Annotated in this window: 20 protein-coding genes and 1 pseudogene; 6 read left to right on the top strand and 15 right to left on the bottom strand. The window is 69.6% G+C overall.

Going from position 1 to position 22487, the window contains the following annotated elements; translation table 11 throughout:
• Nucleotides 1-229 precede the first annotated feature (229 nt).
• The 4 genes from VSH64_RS46555 to gatC are packed head-to-tail and all read right to left on the bottom strand — an operon-like array spanning nt 230 to nt 4073.
• Complete coding sequence (locus VSH64_RS46555; RefSeq protein WP_326569132.1) at nt 230-757, bottom strand: hypothetical protein; 528 nt, start codon at nt 755-757, stop codon at nt 230-232.
• A complete protein-coding gene (gene gatB / locus VSH64_RS46550; RefSeq protein WP_326569131.1) occupies nt 758-2263 on the bottom strand; it encodes an Asp-tRNA(Asn)/Glu-tRNA(Gln) amidotransferase subunit GatB in 1506 nt (501 codons plus the stop codon).
• Nucleotides 2260-3777: an Asp-tRNA(Asn)/Glu-tRNA(Gln) amidotransferase subunit GatA gene (gene gatA / locus VSH64_RS46545; RefSeq protein ID WP_326569130.1), complete on the bottom strand. Its 1518-nt coding sequence runs from the start codon at nt 3775-3777 to the stop codon at nt 2260-2262. The genes gatB and gatA overlap by 4 nt, the downstream gene beginning before the upstream one ends.
• A complete protein-coding gene (gene gatC / locus VSH64_RS46540; protein ID WP_326569129.1) occupies nt 3774-4073 on the bottom strand; it encodes an Asp-tRNA(Asn)/Glu-tRNA(Gln) amidotransferase subunit GatC in 300 nt (99 codons plus the stop codon). Before gatC ends, gatA begins: the two co-directional genes overlap by 4 nt.
• A gap of 221 nt (nt 4074-4294) precedes the next feature.
• Between gatC and VSH64_RS46535 the strand changes: the two are divergent.
• Nucleotides 4295-4947, top strand: a pseudogene (locus VSH64_RS46535) (amino acid-binding protein).
• Between the two features lie 687 nt (nt 4948-5634).
• On the opposite strand, the gene VSH64_RS46530 reads toward VSH64_RS46535, so the two are convergent.
• Genes VSH64_RS46530 through VSH64_RS46515 form a run of 4 tightly spaced genes read right to left on the bottom strand, consistent with a single transcriptional unit; the run spans nt 5635 to nt 10100 of the window.
• Nucleotides 5635-6126 (bottom strand): GNAT family N-acetyltransferase, encoded by a 492-nt coding sequence (locus VSH64_RS46530; protein ID WP_326569128.1) that lies wholly within the window; start codon nt 6124-6126, stop codon nt 5635-5637.
• A complete protein-coding gene (gene ligA / locus VSH64_RS46525; RefSeq protein ID WP_326569127.1) occupies nt 6119-8296 on the bottom strand; it encodes an NAD-dependent DNA ligase LigA in 2178 nt (725 codons plus the stop codon). The genes VSH64_RS46530 and ligA overlap by 8 nt, the downstream gene beginning before the upstream one ends.
• Before the next feature lie 11 nt (nt 8297-8307).
• Nucleotides 8308-9018, bottom strand: coding sequence for a hypothetical protein (locus tag VSH64_RS46520; protein WP_326569126.1), 711 nt, complete (start codon nt 9016-9018; stop codon nt 8308-8310).
• A 44-nt stretch (nt 9019-9062) separates the two neighbouring features.
• The gene (locus VSH64_RS46515) at nt 9063-10100 is read right to left on the bottom strand and encodes a methionine synthase (RefSeq protein ID WP_326569125.1); all 1038 of its coding nucleotides are present in this window, start codon (nt 10098-10100) and stop codon (nt 9063-9065) included.
• Nucleotides 10101-10232: 132 nt separating this feature from the next.
• Here VSH64_RS46515 and VSH64_RS46510 point away from each other — a divergent pair, with 132 nt between their 5' ends.
• The 4 genes from VSH64_RS46510 to VSH64_RS46495 all read left to right on the top strand — a co-directional run bounded on the left by VSH64_RS46510 (nt 10233) and on the right by VSH64_RS46495 (nt 14032).
• Complete coding sequence (locus tag VSH64_RS46510; protein ID WP_326569124.1) at nt 10233-10937, top strand: LURP-one-related/scramblase family protein; 705 nt, start codon at nt 10233-10235, stop codon at nt 10935-10937.
• A 106-nt stretch (nt 10938-11043) separates the two neighbouring features.
• The gene (locus VSH64_RS46505; protein ID WP_326569123.1) at nt 11044-12087 is read left to right on the top strand and encodes an MBL fold metallo-hydrolase; all 1044 of its coding nucleotides are present in this window, start codon (nt 11044-11046) and stop codon (nt 12085-12087) included.
• Nucleotides 12088-12139: 52 nt separating this feature from the next.
• Entirely contained in the window at nt 12140-12592 is a 453-nt protein-coding gene (locus tag VSH64_RS46500; protein WP_326569122.1) for a GNAT family N-acetyltransferase, read from the top strand.
• Between the two features lie 159 nt (nt 12593-12751).
• A complete protein-coding gene (locus tag VSH64_RS46495; protein ID WP_326569121.1) occupies nt 12752-14032 on the top strand; it encodes a DUF222 domain-containing protein in 1281 nt (426 codons plus the stop codon).
• 6 nt (nt 14033-14038) lie between these two features.
• Here the strand turns inward: VSH64_RS46495 and mnmA are convergent, their stop codons facing one another.
• From mnmA to VSH64_RS46475, 4 genes are all read right to left on the bottom strand, one after another.
• Entirely contained in the window at nt 14039-15130 is a 1092-nt protein-coding gene (gene mnmA, locus VSH64_RS46490) for a tRNA 2-thiouridine(34) synthase MnmA (RefSeq protein ID WP_326569120.1), read from the bottom strand.
• A gap of 3 nt (nt 15131-15133) precedes the next feature.
• Complete coding sequence (locus VSH64_RS46485; RefSeq protein WP_326569119.1) at nt 15134-16330, bottom strand: cysteine desulfurase family protein; 1197 nt, start codon at nt 16328-16330, stop codon at nt 15134-15136.
• A gap of 64 nt (nt 16331-16394) precedes the next feature.
• Entirely contained in the window at nt 16395-17759 is a 1365-nt protein-coding gene (locus tag VSH64_RS46480; RefSeq protein ID WP_326569118.1) for an MFS transporter, read from the bottom strand.
• A 45-nt stretch (nt 17760-17804) separates the two neighbouring features.
• Nucleotides 17805-19091 carry a helix-turn-helix transcriptional regulator gene (locus VSH64_RS46475; protein WP_326569117.1) on the bottom strand — a complete coding sequence of 429 codons (1287 nt, stop codon included), beginning with the start codon at nt 19089-19091 and terminating at the stop codon, nt 17805-17807.
• A gap of 149 nt (nt 19092-19240) precedes the next feature.
• Here VSH64_RS46475 and VSH64_RS46470 point away from each other — a divergent pair, with 149 nt between their 5' ends.
• Nucleotides 19241-20146 (top strand): NADP-dependent oxidoreductase, encoded by a 906-nt coding sequence (locus VSH64_RS46470; protein WP_326569116.1) that lies wholly within the window; start codon nt 19241-19243, stop codon nt 20144-20146.
• Between the two features lie 340 nt (nt 20147-20486).
• On the opposite strand, the gene VSH64_RS46465 is transcribed toward VSH64_RS46470, so the two are convergent.
• From VSH64_RS46465 to VSH64_RS46455, 3 genes are all read right to left on the bottom strand, one after another.
• Nucleotides 20487-20711, bottom strand: coding sequence for a hypothetical protein (locus tag VSH64_RS46465; RefSeq protein WP_326569115.1), 225 nt, complete (start codon nt 20709-20711; stop codon nt 20487-20489).
• A gap of 65 nt (nt 20712-20776) precedes the next feature.
• On the bottom strand, nt 20777-21679 hold the full coding sequence (locus VSH64_RS46460) for a lysophospholipid acyltransferase family protein (protein WP_326569114.1): 903 nt from the start codon (nt 21677-21679) through the stop codon (nt 20777-20779).
• 20 nt (nt 21680-21699) lie between these two features.
• Nucleotides 21700-22482, bottom strand: a complete 783-nt coding sequence (locus tag VSH64_RS46455) for a GNAT family N-acetyltransferase (protein WP_326569113.1) — start codon at nt 22480-22482, stop codon at nt 21700-21702.
• Nucleotides 22483-22487 lie beyond the last annotated feature (5 nt).

Genomic DNA, 22487 nt, shown 5'->3' with positions numbered 1-22487 from the left:
GCGGGTTGACTCGCAACGACTCCCGCCGATTTCGACGGGCCGGCGCGCACTTCGACGGGCGTCACACCCGTCGTCACTCAGCGGCCAGGCGAGCCCTCTGCGCGAGCGCGGGATGACCGGTCCGGCGACTGACTTGCGTCGCCGATCCATCTCCGCTCATCAGGGAATCACCCCGCCGTCCGGCGCCAACGCGGCCATCGCCCCTCAGCGGCAACGACAGTTTCGCCCCTCAGCGCCGAGAGCCACGCCCCCGCGGAGCCCGGCTCTCGGCCCGCGCCGCCCGGATGTCCAGGATCGACGCGGCAATCGCGACCAGCACGGCCACCAACCCGAGATACCGCCCGACCCCGGCGTTGATCATCACCCCGGCCGTCTCGAGAAACGCCCGCTGGTCACTGTCGAAGATCCAGTCCAGCGTCGTCCAGCCGATGGCCATCAGCACCAACGCGGCGAGCCCGGCCACGAGCCACAGGTGCGGCAGACCGCTCGTCCGCACCTTCCCGACCTGCCCGAACACCACCACCACGAGCCCCGCCAGCAGCACCATCAGCGGCGGAAACCACGAGAAGAAGTCCGAATGCCAAGCCGACCGCACCACGTCGTCGTGGGGCAGGGAGTTGAAGGCGTCGCGGACGTCGTCGGTGGCGGTATCGGCGGTGAGGACCGTCCACGGCAGGAACAGCGTCACGAGCGCGAGCAGCCCGGCCCCCAGACCAAGCCACTCGCGCCACGTGACGCGTTTGACGGAGAACGCCACTCAGGAACCGACGCGCTCGATGATGAGCTCGCGCACGCGCTTGGCGTCGGCCTGGCCCTTGGTGGCCTTCATGACCGCGCCGACGATCGCGCCCGCCGCGGCGACCTTGCCGCCGCGGATCTTCTCGGCGACGTCCGGCTGCGAGGCAAGCGCCTCGTCCACCGCGGTGATCAGCGCGGAATCGTCGGAGACGACCTTCAGCCCGCGCTTGTCCACGACCTCGCGCGGCGAACCCTCACCCGCGAGCACTCCCTGCACGACCTCCTTGGCGAGCTTGTTGGTCAGCTCACCCGAGGACACCAGCGCGATCACCTCGGCGACCTGCGCCGGCGTGATCGGCAGCTCCGCGAGCTCGACCTCGCGCGTGTTGGCCTCCTGCGCCAGCGTGTTGACCCACCAGCCGCGGGCCTCGTCCGGCGTCGCGCCGGCCTCGACCGTGGCCGCGACGAGGTCGACAGCGCCGACGTTCAGCAGGTCGCGCAGTGCTTCGTCCGACAGGTTCCACTCGGTCTGGATCCGCTTGCGCCGCTCGGCGGGCATCTCGGGCAGCGTCTTGCGCAGCTCCTCCACCCACTCGCGCGACGGCGCGATCGGCACCAGGTCAGGCTCCGGGAAGTACCGGTAGTCCTCCGCGGTTTCCTTGGTGCGTCCGCCGGACGTGGTGCCGTCGGCCTCCTGGAAGTGCCGCGTCTCCTGCTTGATCGAGCCGCCGTCCGCGAGGATCGCCGCTTGGCGGGTCATCTCGTAGCGCACGGCGCGTTCGACGCTGCGCAGCGAGTTCACGTTCTTCGTCTCCGTGCGCGTGCCGAACTCGGTGGCGTCCTTGGCCATCAGCGACACGTTCGCGTCGCAGCGAAGGGACCCCTGGTCCATGCGGACGTCGGACACGTCGAGCGCGCTCAGCAGGTCGCGCAGCGCCGAAACGTACGCGCGCGCCACCTCCGGCGCCCGCTCGCCGGTGTGCTCGATCGGCTTGGTGACGATCTCGATCAGCGGCACGCCCGCGCGGTTGTAGTCCAGCAGCGAGTAGTCCGCGCCGTGGATCCGGCCCGTCGCGCCGCCCATGTGCAGCGACTTTCCGGTGTCCTCCTCCATGTGCGCGCGCTCGATCTCCACGCGCACGATCTCGCCGTCGTCGAGCGTCACGTCGAGGTAGCCGTTGAAGGCGATCGGCTCGTCGTACTGCGAGGTCTGGAAGTTCTTCGGCTGGTCCGGGTAGAAGTAGTTCTTCCGCGCGAAGCGGCACCACTCGGCGATCTCGCAGTTGAGCGCGAGGCCGATGCGGATCGCGCCCTCCACGGCCTTGCCGTTCACCACGGGCAGCGCACCGGGCAGGCCGAGGCACGTGGGGCACGTCTTCGTGTTCGGCTCGCCGCCGAACTCGTTGGCGCAGCCGCAGAACATCTTCGTCTTCGTGTTGAGTTCGACGTGGACCTCGAGCCCGAGCACCGGGTCGAACCGCTCGATGACCTCGGCGTAGTCCATCAACTCGGCCACGGCAGTCACTTCGTTCCTCCCAGCTCCGGGACCTTGTGCACGAGCGATCCGCCGGCGGCGGCGTCGCGCGCGGCCTCGTAGGCGGCGCCGACGCGGTAGAGCCGGTCGTCGGCGAGCGCCGGGGCCATGATCTGCAGGCCGACCGGCAGGCCGTCCTCGTCGGACAGTCCACTCGGGACGCTCATGGCGGCGTTGCCCGCGAGGTTCGACGGGATGGTGCACAGATCGGCGAGGTACATCGCCATCGGGTCGTCCACGCGTTCGCCGATCTTGAACGCCGTGGTCGGCGTTGTCGGCGAAACCAGCACGTCGACCTGCTCGAACGCGGACGTGAAGTCCTGCGTGATGAGCGTGCGCACCTTCTGGGCCGAGCCGTAGTAGGCGTCGTAGTAGCCCGACGAAAGCGCGTACGTGCCCAGCATGATGCGGCGCTTCACCTCGGCGCCGAAGCCCTTTTCCCGCGTGAGCGACATGACCTCTTCGGCGCTGTGCGTGCCGTCGTCGGCCACGCGCAGGCCGTAGCGCATCGCGTCGAACCGCGCGAGGTTCGACGACGCCTCACTCGGCGCGATCAGGTAGTACGCCGGCAGCGCGTAGACGAAGTGCGGGCACGAGACCTCGACCACTTCGGCGCCCAGCGCGCGCAGCTGCTCGACGGCGGACTGGAACGACCGCAGCACGCCGGCCTGGTAGCCGTCGCCCGCGAACTCCTTCACCACGCCGACGCGAACGCCCTTGAGGTCACCGTTGGCCCCCTCGCGCGCCGCGGCGACGACCGGCGGCACCGGAGCGTTGATCGAGGTGGAGTCCATCGGGTCGTAGCCGGCGATGACCTCGTGCAGCAGCGCGGCGTCGAGCACCGTGCGCGCGCACGGGCCGGCCTGGTCGAGCGAGGACGAGAAGGCGACGAGGCCGTAGCGCGAAACCCCGCCGTACGTCGGCTTCACGCCGACGGTGCCCGTGACGGCGCCCGGCTGGCGGATCGAGCCGCCGGTGTCCGTGCCGATGGCCAGCGCGGCCTCGAACGCCGCGATCGACGCCGACGAGCCACCGCCCGAACCGCCTGGGATGCGAGCGTGGTCCCACGGGTTGTGTGTGGGACCGAAGGCGGAGTTCTCGGTGGACGAACCCATGGCGAACTCGTCCATGTTCGTCTTGCCGAGGATGACGACGCCCGCTTCGCGCAGCCTGCGCGTGACGGTCGCGTCATACGGCGGGATCCACCCCTCCAGCGTGCGCGAACCGCACGTGGTCGGGATGCCTTCGGTGGTCAGCACGTCCTTCAGCGCCAGCGGCACGCCGGCCAGCGACGACGCGGGCTGCTCCCCCGCGGCCAGCTTCTCGTCGACGGACTTGGCCGCGCCCAGCGAGCCTGCCGTGTCGACGTGCAGGAACGCGTGGACGTGGTCGTCGACCTCGGCGATCCGGTCCAGGTGGGCCTGGGTGACCTCGACCGCGGAGACCTCACGAGCGTGGATCTTCGCCGCCAGCTCGGCGGCGGTCAGCTTGACGAGTTCACTCACTGTTCTTCTCCCAGAATCCGCGGCACCCGGAACCGGCCCTGCTCGCTGGCCGGCGCGCCGGCCAGCACCTGCTGCTGCGTGAGACAGGGGCGGATCTCGTCCTCGCGGAAGACGTTCGTGAGCGGCACGGAGTGCGAGGTCGGCGGAACGTCGGCCGCGGCGACCTGGCTCACCTTCGCCACCGAGTCCAGGATCTGGTCGAGCTGGCCCGCGAAGACGTCCAGCTCGTCATCGGTGACGGCCAGCCTGGCCAGCTTGGCGAGGTGCGCGACCTCGTCTCGGGAAATGTTGGGCACGCGGGTGACTCCCGGGGTGTGCTGTGCGGGTGCGGTCGGAAGCTGCAAGTCTATGGTGGCGGCGCCGGACGGCTCGACCGGGTTATGGCCGGACCAGCTGTGACCCGGGTGTCCCGTTCCCCGGACAGCGGGTCCCCCAGCACCAGTCGGTCTGTCACAATCGGCGCCCGGTTACCGCGTTCCGCGCCAAGGCGGAACGCCTGAGGCGAGAGGGGCGTGTGGTGTCGTTCCTGCTGCGGGTCCAGCTTCCGGACTCCCCGGCACCCTCGGCGCCGTCGCGACGGCGCTCGGCACGGTCGGCGCCGACATCCTCAGCGTCGACGTCGTGGAGCGCGGCGGCGGAGTCGCCATCGACGACCTCGTGGTCGAACTCCCGTCCGGCCGCCTGCCCGACGCTCTCATCACCGCGGCGGAAAGCATCGAAGGCGTCGAGGTCGACGCGGTGCGGCCGTACGCCGGGATCCTCGACACGCATCGCGAGCTGGAGCTCGTGGAGGAGATCGCGGCGCAGCCGAAGTCCGGCCTGGACCTGCTGGCCGAGGGTGTGCCGAAGATCATCCGCGCCGGCTGGGCCGTGGTCGTGGAGCACCGGGAATCGGGTACCCGCCGCCTCGCCTCGTCGAGCGCTGCGCCGGAGAACCCGTTCACGGACCTGCCCTGGCTACCGCTGGAGCGGGCGACCGTCCTCGACGGCGAGGAGGACTGGATCCCGGAGACGTGGAAGGAGCTGGGCACCGAGCTGGCGGCGACGCCGCTGGGCAAGCCCGGCAAGGCGCTGCTCGTCGCGCGGCCGGGTGGGCCCAACTTCCGCGCCGCGGAGGTCGCCCGTCTGGCGCACTTCGCGGGCATCGTCGCGGTGGTCCTGGACGGCTGAGGGCTTTCGGATTCTTTCGCTGAGCTGGGATTCGCCACACAGCGGCGACGCCTTCGTGATGCTGCCCTCGTCTTGGGTTCGGGAGACGATCGGGTGACTGTCGAGCGCCCTTGACGGTGTTGGCCGCTGAGAGGCAACGACACCACATCCGAGCGTCTCCCACCCTCCGAGAGCCCTCGGACAGCCAAGGGCGTCCCTGGTCGATCCGCTACCGGCGAATCACAGTGGGGGTCTCTCCGGGCGACCTCAGGAGGTCGACGAGCGCACACGGCTATCCAGGCGCGTCGACACAACGCTGCTGCCCTTCAAGCGCCGCGGTGGCAGGCAACTCGGCCGACGGCACGGGACCGGTCGTCAGCGAACCGCCGACGCCACGCCGTCACGCTGGACGCCGCAATCCGCCGGCACGAGCGCTGAGACGCGGCCCCCTTCCCACAAATCGCCCGTACGCATCAGACGGCACACAACTTCGACGCCGGTCGGGAATCGACCGACCGACAGCTGACCGCTGCAATCCCCCACCACAGACGCCCCAGCCGCGAGCATCAGAGACACGCTCCGCAGCACACAACGACCCGCAATCAGCAGCCCGACGCGGCACCTGTCACCGGTCCCACAGTCGTCTCGGCCCCGATCCCCAGGTCCGTCGCCACTCAGCGGCAAATGACCGTGACCAGCAGAAACAACCTACAAATCGTACTCATACGCGATCAAGCTGACGTTCGGAAACGGGCGCCAATCCCGCTCCGGCACCCGCCTGAACCCGATGCGTTCGTAGAGCCGATGAGCCGTCCGCATCTGTTCGAGGCTGCTCAGCACGACCTTCGCCAACCCCAGCTCCCGCGCCCGCTCCAGCACCGCCCGCGTGAGCGTCTCGCCGATCCCACGCCCACGCGCCGACCCAGCGACGGCCAGCATCCGGAACTCCAGCTCACCCTCACGCGAAATCTCCGCGTACGAAGTACCCGGCCGCACCACCGCGACCGTCCCGACCACCGCGTCGCCGTCCACGGCCACCAGCAGCTCCGCGTGCTCCGAACGGTGCGCGACGTCACGCAGCTCGTTCTCGTACCCGACGTCCGCCGCGAGCAGGCCGTCCAGCCGATACGCCTCGACCGTCAGCTCCCCCACCGCCGCGAACTCCTCGGCCCGCGGCGGCCTGATCTCGACGTCACCCATCGGCCGGCTCTCCCGCCGCCCCCTCGTCCTCGCTCGTGTCCAGCGCCACCTCAGCGGCCGCGTCCGGACCCCGCTCCAGCAGCACGCGGAAACCGTCCTCGTCCAGCACCGGCACCTTCAGCTGCACGGCCTTCTCGTACTTCGACCCCGGCGCTTCACCGGCCACGACGAACGCCGTCTTCTTCGACACCGACCCCGCCGCCTTGCCGCCGCGGGACATGATGGCCTCCTTGGCCTCGTCGCGGGAAAACCCGTCGAGCGAGCCCGTGACCACGATCGACAGCCCTTCGAGGTGGCGCGGGATCGAGTCGTCGCGCGCCTCTTCCATCCGCACGCCGGCCTGTCGCCATTTTTCGACGATGCCCCGGTGCCAGTCGACCTCGAACCACTCCTGCACGGCGTGCGCGATCGTGGGCCCCACGCCGTCGACGTCGGCGAGCTCCTCCTCACTCGCCTCCTCGACGCGCGCGATCGAGCCGAACTCGCGCGCCAGCGCCTGCGCCGCCGTGGGCCCGACGTGGCGGATCGACAGCGCGACGATCACCTTCCACAAGGGACGGTCCTTCGCCGCGTCGAGGTTCGCCAGCAGCTTCTTCGCGTTGGCCGACAGCTCACCCGCCTTGGTGCGGAACAACTCCACCTCGGACAGCGCGTCCTCGCTCAGGTCGAAGACGTCACCCTCGTCGGCGACCACACGCGCGTCCAGCAGCGCGACGGCTGCCTCGTACCCGAGCACCTCGATGTCGAACGCGCCGCGCCCGGCCAGGTGGAACAGCCGTTCCCGCAACTGCGCCGGGCAGAACCGCGTGTTCGGGCAGCGGATGTCCTTGTCGCCCTCTTTCTGGTAGGCGAGCTCCGTGTTGCATTCCGGACAGTGCGTCGGCATCACGAACTCGCGCTCGTCACCCGTTCGCGCGTCGACGACCGGTCCCATCACCTCGGGAATGACGTCACCCGCCTTGCGGATCACGATGCGGTCGCCGATCAGCACACCCTTGCGCTTGACCTCTTCCGCGTTGTGCAGCGTCGCACGCGCCACCGTGGAACCCGCGACCTTCACCGGCTCCGTGACGGCGAACGGCGTGACGCGACCCGTGCGCCCGACGCCCACCTGGATGTCCAGCAACGTCGTGATCGCCTCTTCGGGCGCGTACTTGTACGCGATCGCCCAGCGCGGCGCCCGCGACGTGGTGCCCAGCCGGCGCTGCAGCGTGACCTGGTCGACCTTGATCACCACACCGTCGATCTCGTGCTCGGCGTCGTGGCGGTGCTCGCCCCAGTAGGCGATGTGGTCGGTGAGCTCCTTCGCCGTGTGCAGCACGCGGGTGTGCGGCGAAACCGGTAGGCCCCAGGCCACAAGCGCGTCGTAGGCGTGCGACTGCGTGACCGGTTCGAAGCCCTCGCGCTTGCCCAGACCGTGGCAGATCAGCCGCAGCCGGCGTTCCTTGGTGATGCGCGGGTCCTTCTGCCGCAACGAGCCCGCGGCCGTGTTGCGCGGATTCGCGTACGGCGGCTTACCGGACTCGACCATTTTCGCGTTGAGCTCCAGGAAGTCCTCGACGCGGAAGAAGACCTCGCCACGCACCTCGATGAGCTTCGGCACGGGGAACTCGTCGGTGCCGGTGAGCTCGTCGGGAACCTGCTCCAGCGTGCGGATGTTGAGCGTGACGTCCTCGCCCGTGCGGCCGTCGCCGCGGGTGAGGCCGCGCGTGAGCTTGCCGTCTTCGTAGAGGAGGTTGATGGCCAGGCCGTCGATCTTCAGCTCGGCCAGGTACTCCGTGGAGCCGATCTCCTTCTCGACGCGCTCCACCCAGGTGAGGAACTCGTCGGTGTCGAAGACGTTGTCGAGGCTCAGCATGCGTTCGAGGTGGTCGTACGCCGTGAACTCGGTGGAGAACGTGCCACCGACGTTCTGCGTCGGCGAATCCGGCGTGACCAGCGCCGGGTACTCGTCCTCGAGCGCCTGCAGCTCGCCGAGGAGCGCGTCGAACTGGCCGTCGGACACGATGGGCGAATCCAGCACGTAGTAACGGAACTGGTGCCCGCGGACGTCCTCGGCGAGGATGCCGTGGCGTTCGCGCACGTCGGCGGGGACGTCGGTGACGTCCTGGGCCACCACCGCCGATTCAGCGGGGGCGGCCGACTGGTCGTGGGGAAGGTCGCTGCTCACGGGTGGTAACACTAGCCGGAGGTGCCGACAGTTTTGTCCTCTTGGCCGTTCAGTCCCCGAACCAGGTCACGGAGCTCCAGGAGGCTGATCGTGCCCTCCGGCTCGGTCTCCGCGGTCTCGACGCGGCGTAGCCGTTCAGCGGCGACGCGCTCGCCCAGGGTGGCGTCCAGCGGCAGGAACGTCATGGTGGTGCGCGCCGCCGGCTCGAGTTCGGCCAGCGCGGGGTGGTACACCGCCACGTCGACGACGCCCTCGTCCACCTGCGCGACGACGCGCACGTCCGCCAACGCGATGCGCTGGTCGCCGAGGTTCACGGTGACCTCGGTCGGGTCCGGAACCGGCGGCACGGAGTCGTGGAATTCCCAGATGGCGTCGTCCGGCGGGGCGGCGGCCTTCCAGGCGTCGGTGAAGGGGCGCAGCTGAGGGTCTTCCTGGCCGGTGACCACGAGGGCGTAGATCGCCTGACGGCCGCGTTCCAGCGAGAAGTGCAGCCGCGGGTGCAGGGCTTCGACGAGCACGCACAGGTCGTGCTCCACCCGGTGGGGCTCACGGTCGCCCAGGGCCGCGTTGACCTCGGGGAGCAGCTCGAACCAGCCCTCCCAGAACTTCCCCGCGGCGGCCTCGACGTCGGACGGCACAGCCTGGGCGGGCCACGGCGTGCGCGGGTCGGGTGGCGAGGCCGGGTCTTGGTTTCCGTGCGCGCGGCGTCGGAACAAACGCATGGGACATCCCCCGTTGTCGATCGTCCCGACACGCTACCGCGCACTCACCACGTCTCGGGCGGCTCCACGAAGGCCTTGCCGAGGTCGCGGGTGAGAGCCAGCGCGCGGCGCATCCACTCGTTCGTGGCGCCGGCCATGCCGCAGGTCGGCGTGGGGACGGCGCGTTCGGCCAGGATCGACCGGTTGAAGCCGAGGCGGTCCACGAGCCGGAACGCGGGGCCGGCGACGTCCTTCAGTGTGGGAGGCGTTCCTGGTTCCGTCGCCGGGACGAGGCCGAGGAACAGCGAGGTGCCGCTGTCCCACGTCTCCCCGATCGCGTCCAACGTCTCGGCCGACGCCTTGCCGAGCAGCGTCACGTCGAACGCGATGGCGTCCGCGCCGGCCCCGCGCAGCAGCGCGAGCGGCGGCTTCGGCGCGCAGCAGTGGACGATCACGGGCTGTTCCGTGATTGCTCGGACGCCCTCGATCATGGTCGCCAACAGCTCCCGCGCCTCCGGCTCGGGCACGGCCGCCACGTTGCCGTAGCCCGACGGCGTCGACAGCCCCCCGGCGAGCACCGCGGGCAACGACGGCTCGTCCAGCTGCACGACGATCGGCGCACCGATCCGCGCCTTCAGCTCGGCGACGTGCCGGGCCAGACCGTCCAGCAGAGAGGACGTGAAGTCCCGCAACGCGCCACGATCCGTGAGCACGCGGTGCCCGCGCGGCAGCTCGATGCCGGCGCCCAGCGTCCACGGCCCGGCCACCTGCGTCTTGAACACCGGCGGCACGACGCCGGCCTTGTCACGCGCTTCCTGCACGGCATCGAGATCCCACTGCAGGAGGTCCCGCCCCCGCCGGTGATCGTGCCCAGGCCGCCCCGCGACGCGGTAGCCGCTCGGCACCACCTCGACAGCCAGGTCCACGAGCAACGAGGCCGTGCGGCCCAGGATGTCGGCCCCCACACCACGCCCCGGCAACTCGGGCAGGTGCGGGAAGTCCGGCAGCTCGCCGAACACGACGGCGGCCGCCTCGGCCGGGTCCGCCCCGGGCATCGAGCCGATCGCGGTGGCCGCGCCGTCAGGCCAAGCTCGTTCAGTCACGGGCGAATTCTCGCCGAACGCACCCCGAGGCATCCCACCGCCCTCGCCGGGGTCACCCGACTGAGCCGGACATTCGCCGCATATCCCTTTGCCAGCACCGATTTCGCGGAGACAGAGATACTCTGGATTGCCATGACGAGCTCCTCGCCACCACCGCCGGGCCGGCACCCCGACGAGGTGAGTCCCACCCGGCTGCGCCGGTGGGACGACGAGCCGCGCATCCCGGAACGCCGATCCCCCGGTCGCTCATTCGGCGGCACGCTCTTTACCGAAGCTGTCCTCATCGTCAGCCGCCGAGCGGAGATTGTCGAGACCTCCGAGGAGTACAGCGTTTTCGACCGCGACGGCGCCCGCGTCGGCGGCGTGGCCGACGTCAGCCAAGGCTTCCTCCACAAGGCCGCGCGCCTGCTGCCGAAATACGACCAGTACGTCACCCACAAGTTCGAGGTCCGCGACGCCAACCACAGCACGGTGCTGAAAGTGGCCAGGCCGGCCAAGGAACTGCGCACGCGCTTCATCGTCACCCGCGCCGACGAAACCCCGATCGGCGAGATCGTGCCCACCCGCGCCCCGGGGGACACCCGATTCACCTTCGTCGTCGACGGCCGCACCGTCGGCCACGTCGCGACCGCCGGCCCGCTGCCGTGGGACGTCACCATCAAGAACCACGCCGACACCGAAGTCGCCCGCGTCAGCCGTCCGCGATCGGCGCCCTCGCCGATCACCGGCGACACCTACCTCGTCGAAATCCCGCGCCAGCTGCCCGAACCCTTGGCCAGCATGGTCGTCGCCACGACCCTCACGATCGACACCGCTCTGACCCGCGAGACCGCCTGACCACGTGACCGTTGTCTCAGGCCGTCCAGGTGGACACCGCGCCGGTGACGGCCCAATGTGAAGCGAAAGGCCGGGACGCCGAAGTCCTGCCTGGACGGAGGTCACCGTGGAGCCGTTGCCCGAAGACAGCAACCGGAACTGGACAGAGCCCGGCGTCTACGAAGTGGCCGACGGCGTCTATCGGATCCCGTTGCCGTTGCCGAACGACGCCCTCCGCGCAGTGAACGTCTACGCCGTCACCGACGGCACCACCCTCGCCCTCGTCGACTCCGGCTGGGCGCTGACCGAAGCGCGCCAACTCCTGGCCGAGGCGCTCAAAGGTATCGGCGCCGAGCTCGGCGATGTGCGCGAGTTCCTGGTCACCCACGTGCACCGCGACCACTACACCCAGGCCGTGGCCATTCGGCGCGAATTCGGCAACAAGATCTCCTTGGGCCAGCTCGAGGAACCTTCGTTGAAGGTCACCGCCGACCCGGACCAGGTGCCGTTGGGGGCCCAGATCGAGCTCCTTCGCCACGCCGGCGCCGACGAGGTCGTCGCCGCTCTGGGGCGAATGTTCGCCGATGTCCCCAGCCGCACCGATTTCGAGCTGTGGGAAGACCCCGACGAGTGGCTCACCCCGGGCCGCCGCCAGGTCCTGCCGAATCGCGAGCTCGAAGTGGTCCATACCCCCGGCCACACGACCGGCCACGTCGTCTTCCTCGACGAAGCCGCCGGCCTGTTGTTCTCGGGCGACCACGTCCTGCCCCACATCACGCCGTCGATCGGGTTCCAGCCGGTGCCGGCCGAGTTGCCGCTCAACGACTACCTCGATTCACTGCGCCTGGTCCGCGCTCTGCCCGACCAGCGTCTTCTGCCCGCCCACGGCCCGGTCGCCGACAGCGTGCACAAACGCATCGACGAACTCCTCGAACACCACCGCCAGCGCCTCGAGAACATGGCTGCACAGGTCGACGCCGGGGCCAGCACCGCGTTCGAGACGGCCAGCCGGCTGGGCTGGACCCGTCGTGGCCGAAAACTGAACGAAATGGATGCGTTCAACCAGGCACTCGCCGTACTCGAAACGGGCGCGCACCTCGATCTCCTGGTGTCGCAGAACAAGCTGACGGCCCAGCAAATCGACGGCGTTCGCCACTACCGGACGAACTGAGCCGGCAGCCGACCACACCCGCGCAGCACTATCCGCTGGAATACTGATCACCATGCCCGGCATCACCGTGAGAAGAGCCCGTCGCGACGACGTCGAAGCCATCGTGCGCATGCTCGTGGACGAGCAACTCGGCGCGACCAGGGATTCAGCCGACGACCTGGAGCCCTACCTTCGCGCATTCGAGACCATCGACGCCGACCCGCAGCAGCTTCTGGTCGTCGCCACGGCGAACAACGAACCCGTGGCGACACTGCAGCTGACGATCATCCCCGGCCTCGCTCGCCGTGGCGCCCTTCGTGGACAGATCGAAGCGGTGCGCGTCCGCAGCGACCACCGAAGCGCCGGCCTAGGTCGAGAGCTCGTCCAATGGGCCATCGACGAGTGCCGCCGTCGCGATTGCGCCCTGGTGCAGCTGACTTCCGACACCTCGCGAACCGCCGCGCACAGGTTCTACGAACGCCTTGGATTCGCCGCGAGCCACACCGGTTTCAAACTGCACCTCTGACCTCCCGTCGACTGTCCATTCGGAACAGATCGCCCTATCGCCCCTCGCCAGTTGACCCCACGGTGCCACGAGGTCGCGGCGATGCCAAGAGAATGGCGCGAACGGCCCGTTCGTGCCATTTTGATGACCTCATGCCGACCGATGCGTATGGTCGCCGCCATGACCGAATCGAAGTCGGCGACAGTGGCCGACGATTCCCACAACACTTCCGAAACCGCCGACCTCGACTTCCTTCTTCGCGCCATGCAAGCAAAACTCGAGATTTTCGAGCGCCTCCAGACCACGCAACTCATGCAAGTCGCGAAGGACGCGAGCCTCCAGATCGCCAGACTCCAAGCACTTCAGCTCCACTGTCTGGCCGGGCTGCGAACACGAAGATCGGACGCCGGCGAGCTCGCGGCCGAGGTGGCGTTGACCTTGCACCTCACGGACAACCGAGCCGGTGCCATGATCTCCGCGGCCGAGGCGTTGACGAATCGACTCCCCCGCACGTTTCGTCTCATGGACCACGGCTTCGTGGATCTGTACCGCGCTATGAAAGTCACCGAGGGCACGGTGTGGCTGTCCGATCATCACGCCCGGATCGTCGACACCCTGCTCGAAGACCGACTGGCTGACAAGAACCCGACGCAGATCCGCAAAGCCACCGCGTACGCGGCGATGAAGACCGATCCCGAGGGCGCGGCGAACCGTCTGGCGCAGCGGCGCTCCGAGCGTCGAACCGTCCTGCACCACCAATCCGAGGGCACCTCGCAGCTTTCCCTCGACAACGCGCCGACGGAGAAGGCCACCGCGGCATATCTGCGTATCGACAAAATCGCCCGGACGCTGAAGACGACTGACGAGAAGCGGACGCTCGACCAGCTACGCACTGACGTTGCCCTCGACCTCCTGCTGACCGGCAAGGGCGGCGCCGCCGAGCAGGCAGAGGTCTACCTCTACGTCGATCTCCGGACCTATCTGGGGTTGAACGACGATCCCGCCGAAATGTCCGGGCACGGCCACGTCCCGGCCGAGCTCGCGCGGCACATCGCGACCGGCCCCAACACCACGCTGCGGCGGATCATCACCGACCCGCTCACCGGGCAGGTGATCGAAGTCGGCAAGTTCCGCTACCGGCCGAGCGTCGACATCGACGAGTTCGTGCGAGTCCGCGACCGCGAGTGCCGCCAGCCCGGGTGCCCGCGTCCGGCGCATGGCTGTCTGACCGAACGGACGCCGACGAAAGCCGGTTCGGCAACCGAAACCGACGGGACCCTGAGCTACTGCCTCCGCCACCGACGCCTCAAGAACCGCGCCGATTGGCACTACAAGGTGGTCGACGACGGGAAGCTCGTCATCACGACACCGACCGGCCAGAAAGTCGAGAGCATTCCGCCGCCGCTCCGTGAGCCGGAACCGCAGGTCGAGCACCCCGAGCAGGAACGCAAGGGCGCGTAACCGAGGTCAGCGCGTGCTTGAGATCTTCGCGCTGCCGAGAACGAGATCTCCGGCGCCGGCGTCCGGCCGGTACAAGACCACGACCTGCCCCGGCGCAACACCGCGCAACGGCTCACGCAGCTGGACATTGACGTGCTCACCATCGGCCTCGGCCACGGCTTCGGCGATGCCGCCGTGCGCACGCACCTGCACCACGCACTCGGTCGGACCGTCAAGGGCGCGTCCGCTCGGCCAGATCGCCCGGTCGGCCTCGATCACGTCGACGCCCAGACCGGTCGACGACCCGACCTTCACCGTGCCCGAAACCGGCTCCAGGGAAAGCACGTACCGCGGGCGCCCGTCATCGGCCGGCGCATCGATGCCCAGGCCCTTGCGCTGCCCGACAGTGAAGCCGTGCACGCCGGTGTGTTGCCCGAGGACGGCGCCAGTTTCCGCGTCCACCAGCTGGCCCGGCCGCTGACCGAGCCGGTTCTCCAGGAACTGCTTGGTGTCGCCGTCAGGGATGAAGCAGATGTCGTGACTGTCCGGCTTGTTCGCCACCGAGAGACCACGCCGCTCAGCCTCGGCGCGGACGTCCGTCTTCCAGGAGTCGCCCAGCGGGAACATCGCATGACTGAGCTGTTCCGGAGTGAGGGAAGCCAGCACGTATGACTGGTCCTTGCCTTCGTCGGCGCTCCGACGGAGCTCCAGTTCGCCGTCAACCGTGGCAAGGCGCGCGTAGTGGCCGGTGGCGACAGCGTCGAAGCCGAGAGCCATTGCCTTCTCCAGCAACGCCTCGAACTTGATCTTCTCGTTGCAAGTCACACACGGGTTGGGAGTCCGACCGGCCGCGTATTCGCCGACGAACGTCTCGACGACCTCTTCGGTGAATCGCTCGGCGAAGTCCCAGATGTAGAAGGGAATCCCGAGGATGTCAGCGGCACGACGAGCGTCGTGCGAGTCCTCGATGGTGCAGCAGCCGCGCGAACCGGTTCGCAGCGTGCCGGGCTTCGCGGACAGCGCCAAGTGCACGCCGACGACCTCGTGGCCGGCGTCAACGGCCCGTGCCGCGGCGACGGCCGAGTCGACTCCTCCACTCATTGCAGCCAATACCCGCATCGCTTACACCTCTTGCTTCTGGGTCTGCTTGCGCATGCCGGCAAGTCCTGCCTGCCGCGCCCGGCCGACGACCCCGCCGATCTCCCGCGCAAGCGCGGTCACGTCTTCCAGTGTCGATGTGTGGCCCAGCGAGAAACGCAGCGAGCCGCGAGCGGCCGCGGCGTCGGCGCCCATCGCGAGCAACACATGGCTCGGCTGGGCGACACCCGCGGTGCAGGCCGAGCCGGTCGAACATTCGATTCCCTTGGCGTCCAGCAGCATCAGCAGGCTGTCGCCGGCGCAGCCGGGGAAAGTGAAGTGGGCGTGGCCGGGCAGTCGTTCGCCCCGGCCGCCGTTGAGGATCGCGTCGGGGATTTCGCGCAGGACCGCCTCGACGAGTTGGTCGCGAAGCTTCTCAACGCGGGCCGCGTATTCGGCGCGGGTCTCAATGGCCACGCGGACAGCGGCGGCGAAGCTGACGATGGCCGGGACATCGAGAGTGCCGGAGCGAACGCTGCGTTCCTGGCCGCCGCCGTGAAGTACTGGGGTGCATTCGGTGTCGCGACCGAGAAGAAGCGCGCCGACGCCGTAGGGGCCGCCGAGCTTGTGGCCCGTCAAGGTGAGGGCAGCGGCGCCGCTCGCGGCAAAGTCGACCGGGACGGCACCGACGGCCTGCACGGCGTCGGTGTGCAGCGGGATGTCGTGTTCGGCGCAGAGGGCGGCGAGCTCGGCGATCGGGTTGATGCTGCCGACCTCGTTGTTGGCCCACATCACCGTGGCGAGGGCGACGGTGTCGGGCGAGGACTCGATGGCGGCGCGCAAGGTGTCGGGCGAGACGCGACCCTGGCTGTCGACCTCGAGCCAGGTGATTTCGGCGCCGCACTGCGACTCGAGCCATTCGACGGTGTCCAGGACGGCGTGGTGCTCCACGACGCTGCACAGGATGCGGCGGCGAGCAGGGTCGGCGCTCTGGCGAGCCCAGTAGATGCCCTTGACGGCGAGGTTGTCACTCTCCGTCCCGCCGCCGGTGAAGATGACTTCGGAAGGCCGGGCGCCGAGAGCTTCGGCGATGATTTCGCGGGATTCTTCCACCACGCGGCGTGCACGGCGCCCCGAAGAGTGCAGCGCGGAGGCGTTGCCCACGGTGGACAAAGCCTCGGTCATCGCCGCTACGGCTTCGGGCAGCATCGGGGTGGTCGCCGCATGGTCGAGATAGGTCATCGCAACATCAGGGTAGTCCGCTTCAGCCCGTGACCAAGTCCACCCTGGGGCCGGAAGTGGCCTGTCACACCTTCCGCGGCCATCGGCTGGTCACGCGGACGCCCCACAGAGCGATCAGCACGAGGGCCGCGACCAGGATCGCCATCGCCGGCGACGGGTGCGCGGCAGAGGCGACCACGGCCAGCAGGACGCCGCCGAGACCGATGAGCAGGGCCGAGCCGACCCAGTCGGCGAGCTGCATGGCGGAGGTGTTGAAACCGCGTTCGCCCTCTGGCGAGTAGCGGAGAAGCAGTACTGAGATCGCCGGCATGGCGATGCCCATGCCGGCACCGCCGATGGCACAGATCACGAAGGCCAGCCACGCCGGGCACCAGGGCTGCGAGACGAAGCCGAAGCCCACCAAGGCGACCGCGACCAGGGCGAAGCCGATGCGGAGCGTCGCCTCGCGGGACCAGTCCAGGAACTTGCCCTGCAGGCCCGAGGCGGCCGACCAGCCGAGGGCGGTGATCGTCAACGGCAAGCCGGCCAGGGCGGGGCCGTAGCCGTGGACGGCGGTCATCGTGAGAGGCAAGTACGCCTCCATGCCCGCGTACGCGCCGGAGAGCAGCGCACGGGAGGCGACGACCGTCGGCAGGCCCGGTCGAAAGGTCAAGGTTCCCGCGGGCAGGAGTTTCCGAAGCGCCAGCCCGAGCGCCACGAGGCCCACGGCGCCGTAGCCGAGCGCGAGAGGTGACGGGTGCTGTGCGGCCCACGTCAGGGCGGCGACGCCGAGCGCGGCGATCACCGCCGGGAGGACACCGGCGCGGCGCGCCTCCGCGGCCGGCACGTGGTCGGGCAGCTTGCGAACGACGACGACCAGCAGCGCGACCCCCACCGCGACCAGCGGAACGAGGCCGAGAAAAACCCAGCGCCAGCCGACGCTCACGGTGATCAGGCCGGCCACTGACGGGCCGATCACGGCGGGCAAGACCCAGGCGGCGGCGTTCGCGGCGTAGATGACCGGGCGTTCGCGGTCGGTGAACGTGAGGGCGATGAGCAGGGACACGGCGACCAGCAGAAATCCCGAGCCAAGACCCTGCAGGGCACGACCGGCCAGGAGCATCGGCATCGACGTGGCGGTGCCGGCCACCACCAGGCCGGCGGCGAACAGCGCGGGCCCGGCCAGGAGGGCGGGCGCGGGGCCGCGGCGGTCCCCCATGCGGCCGGACAGCACTGTCGCCACGACGCTGGCGATCAGGAACGTCGTGAACGGCCACGAATACAGCGCGAGCCCGTGCAGATCGGCGACGAGCGTGGGCATGGCCGTGGCGACGCCCATGTTCTCGAAGGCCACCAGCGTGACCACGAGCAGCAGGCCGATCGTCGTCAGCCGGTGCTCGCGGCTCCACAGCACGCTTCTTCGGGGATGGGCATCGAGCGTCGGGGTCATGATCGACAGAGTGCTACCTCCAGCCTTGTGGAGGTCAAGTCGATTTCACGCGGTCCGGTGCACCGCCACCGGATCGAGCCGCAGGTCGCGAGCGAGCGCGGCGGCCTCACCGCGGGAGCTGACCTCGAGTTTCTCGAGGAGGTTGCGCACGTGGAACTTCACCGTGTGCTCGCTGAGCTGCAATTGCGCGGCGATCTGACGGTTGCGCAGTCCCTGCGAGATACCCGAAAGGACCTCGAGCTCCCGGGCGTTGAGCCGGTCGAGAGGGCGGAGCTCAGGCGTTTCGACGCTGTCGAGGGGCAATGCGGCGGTGATCGTCGCACCCCAGCCAGGGACGGCGTCGACCTCCCAGCTGCCGCCGAGCGGCGTGATGCGTTCGGTGAGGCCGGGGTCGAGGACGACGTCGAGGATGTCGGGGGCGTCGTCGCGGACGGTGATGCGGAGGGAGGCGCCGTCGAGGCGCCAGGAGGCGCGGATGCGGGTCGTGCCGGGGCGGTCGAGGGCGGCGATGACCAGGCCGCGGGTGACGGTGCGGGCCGTGTGCGCGATGTCCTGCCGGAGCTGGCGGTCGTCGGTGGGGCCGGCGAGGTCGACGGTGACGTCGGCGTGGCCGACTACCGGCGAAAGCTGGTCGGCGAGCACGCCGAACGCCGCGCGGGCGGACTCCGCGGACAACGCCTGGTCGCGGTCTGCCACGGCGCGCAGGTCGAGAAGCGCGCGGGCGGCCAGGTCGGTCGCCGTCTGACGCGAAGCCGCGTCGGACAGCCGGCCCGAGCGCAGCACGGCCAGGAGCGCGACGAGCGTGGCCGCGTGCGTCTGGCCGAGATCCGTGACGGTCTGGGCGCGCGCGGCCGCCGCGGCGAGGTTGCTGGCGAGGACGTCCGGCGTCGGGTCGACGGCGCGTTGCCCGGCATCGGTGCTGGTCAGGTGCCAGAGGCGGGCCGCGAGACCCAGCGCGGCGGTGGACGGCTCGGCCTCGGAGGGCACCAAGGCGATCACCGCCCCTTTGCCGACGGCGGGGCGAGAGGTGAGGAGGACGAGGCGCCGTTCGACGCCGGCGAGCACGGCGTCGAGGACCACGGCTTCGCCCGGCACGGCCCGGTCGACGAGGTGGTCCAGCTCCGCGCTGGTGACGGCGTCGGTGATCGTCGTGTCGCCGGTGACCTTGAACGGGCTGCGCGGGCAATCGCCGGTCTGCATCGCCGCTGCGCGGTGAGGCAGCACGGCGGAGAGCTCCTGCGAGAAACGGGGCAGCATCTCGGGCCGCGGCGCGGAGATGACGCGCACGACGACGTCGAGCACGTGGGCCGGATCGGTCCAGGAGGCGTCCATGTGTCCACAGTAGGCGCGCGCGAAGGCTGGCGTCCTGCTCTTCCGGCTAGTGAACGCTGCTCGTCCGAGCGGTTCGGATCGTGGCGCGGGACAGTTGACTCGAAGCAGGACGAACGACCGTCCCGAATCGAAGGAGAGTACGAACGACCATGCGAGCCATCACCTTCGCCGAGTACGGCGGCCCGGACGTCCTGCAGCTGAGCGACGTCCCGGTGCCCGACCCCGGCCCCGGACAGGTCCGCGTCGCCGTGCGGCGCGCGGGTCTGAACCCCCTCGACTGGAAGATCCGCAGCGGCGCGATGGGCCAGGTCTCCGCACCGGAAAGCCCGCAGATCCCGGGCGCCGAGCTGGCCGGCGTCGTGGATGCGGTGGGCGACGGCGCGAGCTTCTCCGTCGGCGACGAGGTCTTCGGCTGGTCGACAACCGGCTCGTACGCCGAGTACGCGCTGGCCACGACCGTCGCCCGCAAGCCGGCAAGCATGTCGTGGGACGACGCGGTGGCGTTGCCCGTGGCCGGCGAAACAGCGTTGCGCGTGCTGCGGCTGCTGAATGTGAAGTCCGGTGACCTGCTTCTGATCCACGGCGCGAGCGGCACTGTCGGGCGCTTCGCGGTGCAGGCGGCCGTCGCGCTCGGTGCCACGGTGATCGGCACGGCGGGGCAGCACAGCTTCGACGACGTGAAGTCGCTGGGCGCCATCCCTGTCCTGTACGGCGACGGGTGGCCGGAGCGCGTCCGCGAGGTGGCGGACCGGCCGGTGGACGCGGTGCTCGACGCGTCGGGTCACGGCGTGCTGCCGGATTCCGTCGAGTTGCTCGGGTCGAAGGAACGGGTGCTGACCATCGCGGACCCGGCGGCGTTCGAGCTCGGGCTGACGTTCTCGGCCGGCAACGCGGACGACGCGACGCCGGAGGTGCTGGCGGAGATCCTCGAGTTCGTGAAGCAGGGGCTGCAGATCGCGCAGGGGAAGAGCTATCCGTTGGCGGAGGCTGCGGCTGCGCAGCAGGAGAGCCAGGAGGGGCATCCGGGAGGGAAGATCACGATCGTCGTGTCCTGACGGGTTCGACGGGGCTGGCCTTTCTCGGCCGGCCCCGTCGAGTGGGGGGCGGGACAAGGTCGGCCCGATCGTGTGGTGTTGTCGATCTTCGGGCCTTGAACGTGGGAAGATTGGCTGGTCAGAGAGTTTTGCCGCTGAGTGGCGACGGGTGTGGGCGGCGGTTTGGAACGGCGTGACGGGCCTGGTCGGCGGGGGATGAGGCACTGGGCGAAGGGTGTCGGAGCCGTCTGGTCGAGGGCTGCGTGCGGCTGTGTCGTTGAGTGGTTACGGCGGTTCGCGAGTGTCGCCAGCCAGTGGCGACAGCCGATTCGCGGGTGTCGCCGTTGAGTAGCGCCGGCGTTTAGCGAGTGTCACCATTCAATGGCGACAGCAGTTGGCGAAGGTCGCCGCTAATCGGCAACACCAGTTCGCGCGCGTCGTCGTTCATTACGGACGGCGGTTCGGAGTCGTTGCCGCTCAGTGGCGACACCAGTTCGCGGCCGACGCGGTTCAGTAGCGACGGCGGTGCGCAGCTGTTGCCGCTCGGTGGCGACGGCAATTCGCGAACGTCGCGGTTGAACGGCAACGACAGATTCGCGGGTGTCGCCGTTCAGTGGCGACATCCGCGAACCTGCAGGTCAAGCAAAGAAATCAGTGAACCGAGTGCGCCTTGGCGGGCTCGACCGAAGGCTTGTCAGCGGAGACAGCCGCAGGAGCCGCGGAAACCCGGCGACGACCCTGAGCCGGGATTCGGACGGTCCCGAGCGCCGAGTGCACCGACGCCTCCGCCAGCGCGGCCAGCGAGCGACGGTCCTCCGCGCGGCCCGGCGCGATCTCCGGGCACACGTGTGCCTCGAGGACCAGACCACGCAGTGAAGCCACTCGCCGCAGGGAGGCGATGAGGGACTCCGGGCCGATGAAGGCCGGCATGCTGGTCTCGCGGCCGTCGGCGAGGCGGTAGCGCAAGGCGATGGGCCGCACGGGGACGCCGCCGTCGATGGCGGCCTGGAACGTGGCCGAGGTGAAGCGGCCCGAAGCGAGGCCGCACCACGTTGTGCCTTCGGGGGTGACGTTGACGAGCGAGCCGGAGCGCAGGGCGTCGGCGAGTTCGGTCATGGTCGAGGGCAGTGTGCGCAGGCGTTCACGGTCGAGGAAGATGCTGCCGCCGCGGCGGACCAGGGTGCCGAGGACCGGCCAGGAGCCGATTTCGACCTTCGCGAGGGCGCGCATCGGGCGCAGGGCGTTGATGGCGACGATGTCCAGCCACGAAATGTGGTTGTTCACCACCAGAGCGCCGCGGCCGGCGGGGGCGGCGAGGAAATCGGCGCCGCCCTGCACGACCAGCTTCACGCCGAACGCGCGCAGCACCGCGCGGAAGATGGTGCGCACCAGGCGTTCCCGGCCCTGCCCGCGTAGCACGAGCAACAGCGGCGCGGTCAGCAGAGCCGTGAGGACCACAGCGATCGCCGACGCGAAGCGAAATACACGACGCGGGAACGACACCGTGGCGGCGCCTTCGGTGAGGCAGCCGTCGCCGCAAGGGGACGTGGGCATCCAGGCGTGGCTGGCGTGGCTCATACCTGCACTCCGAGGAAGAACTTGAGGTAGCGCTCGTCGATCTTGTGCAGGTCGAGCAGCACGAAGAAGTCGGCGACGCCGAAGTCCGCGTCGAGCGCCGGCGGGCCGCACACCTCGGCGCCGAGCCGCACGTACCCCTTGATCAGCGGCGGCAGCATGGCGCGGTCGGGGCGAGCGACCGACTCGGTCTCCCACGGGTGCAGGGGCGAAACGCGACGGGACTCGTCGGCGTAGTGCTTGGCGCGCAACACATCCCAGACGCCCGCGGCGTAGCTGCCACCGTCGCTCAGGGGTACGGAAGCGCAACCGGCGAGGTAGCGGTGGCCGGAAAGCAGCATGTACCGGGCGATCCCCGCCCACACCAGGCTCACGACCGCGCCGCTGCGGTGGTCCGGGTGGACGCAGGAGCGGCCGGTTTCCACGAGCGTCGAGCGCAGGCCGGACAGGGCCGTGAGGTCGAATTCGCTGTCGGAGTAAAGGCTGCCCGCCTGTGCGGCGCGCTCGGGCGGCAGCATGCGGTAGCAGCCGACGATGTCGCCGGTCTTGTCGTCGCGCACCACGAGGTGGTCGCAGAACTCGTCGAAGTAGTCGACGTCGAGGCCGGGTTTCAGCGAATTGAGGTGGGCCCCCATCTCCTCGGCGAAAACCTGGTGCCGCAGCTTCTGCGCGGCGAGCACTTCTTCGTTCGCGTGGGCCACGAGCAGGGAGTACCGCGGCGCATCGGCCGGGAGCTCGACACCCGCCTGATCAGTGCTGACGAGGAGCTGAGACGACGTCATGAACA

The organism is Amycolatopsis rhabdoformis (genome assembly GCF_035918295.1).
GTDB lineage: Bacteria > Actinomycetota > Actinomycetes > Mycobacteriales > Pseudonocardiaceae > Amycolatopsis > Amycolatopsis rhabdoformis.
Note: the sequence above shows the minus strand (reverse complement) of the source record. Positions and strands in the feature narration are given on the sequence as shown.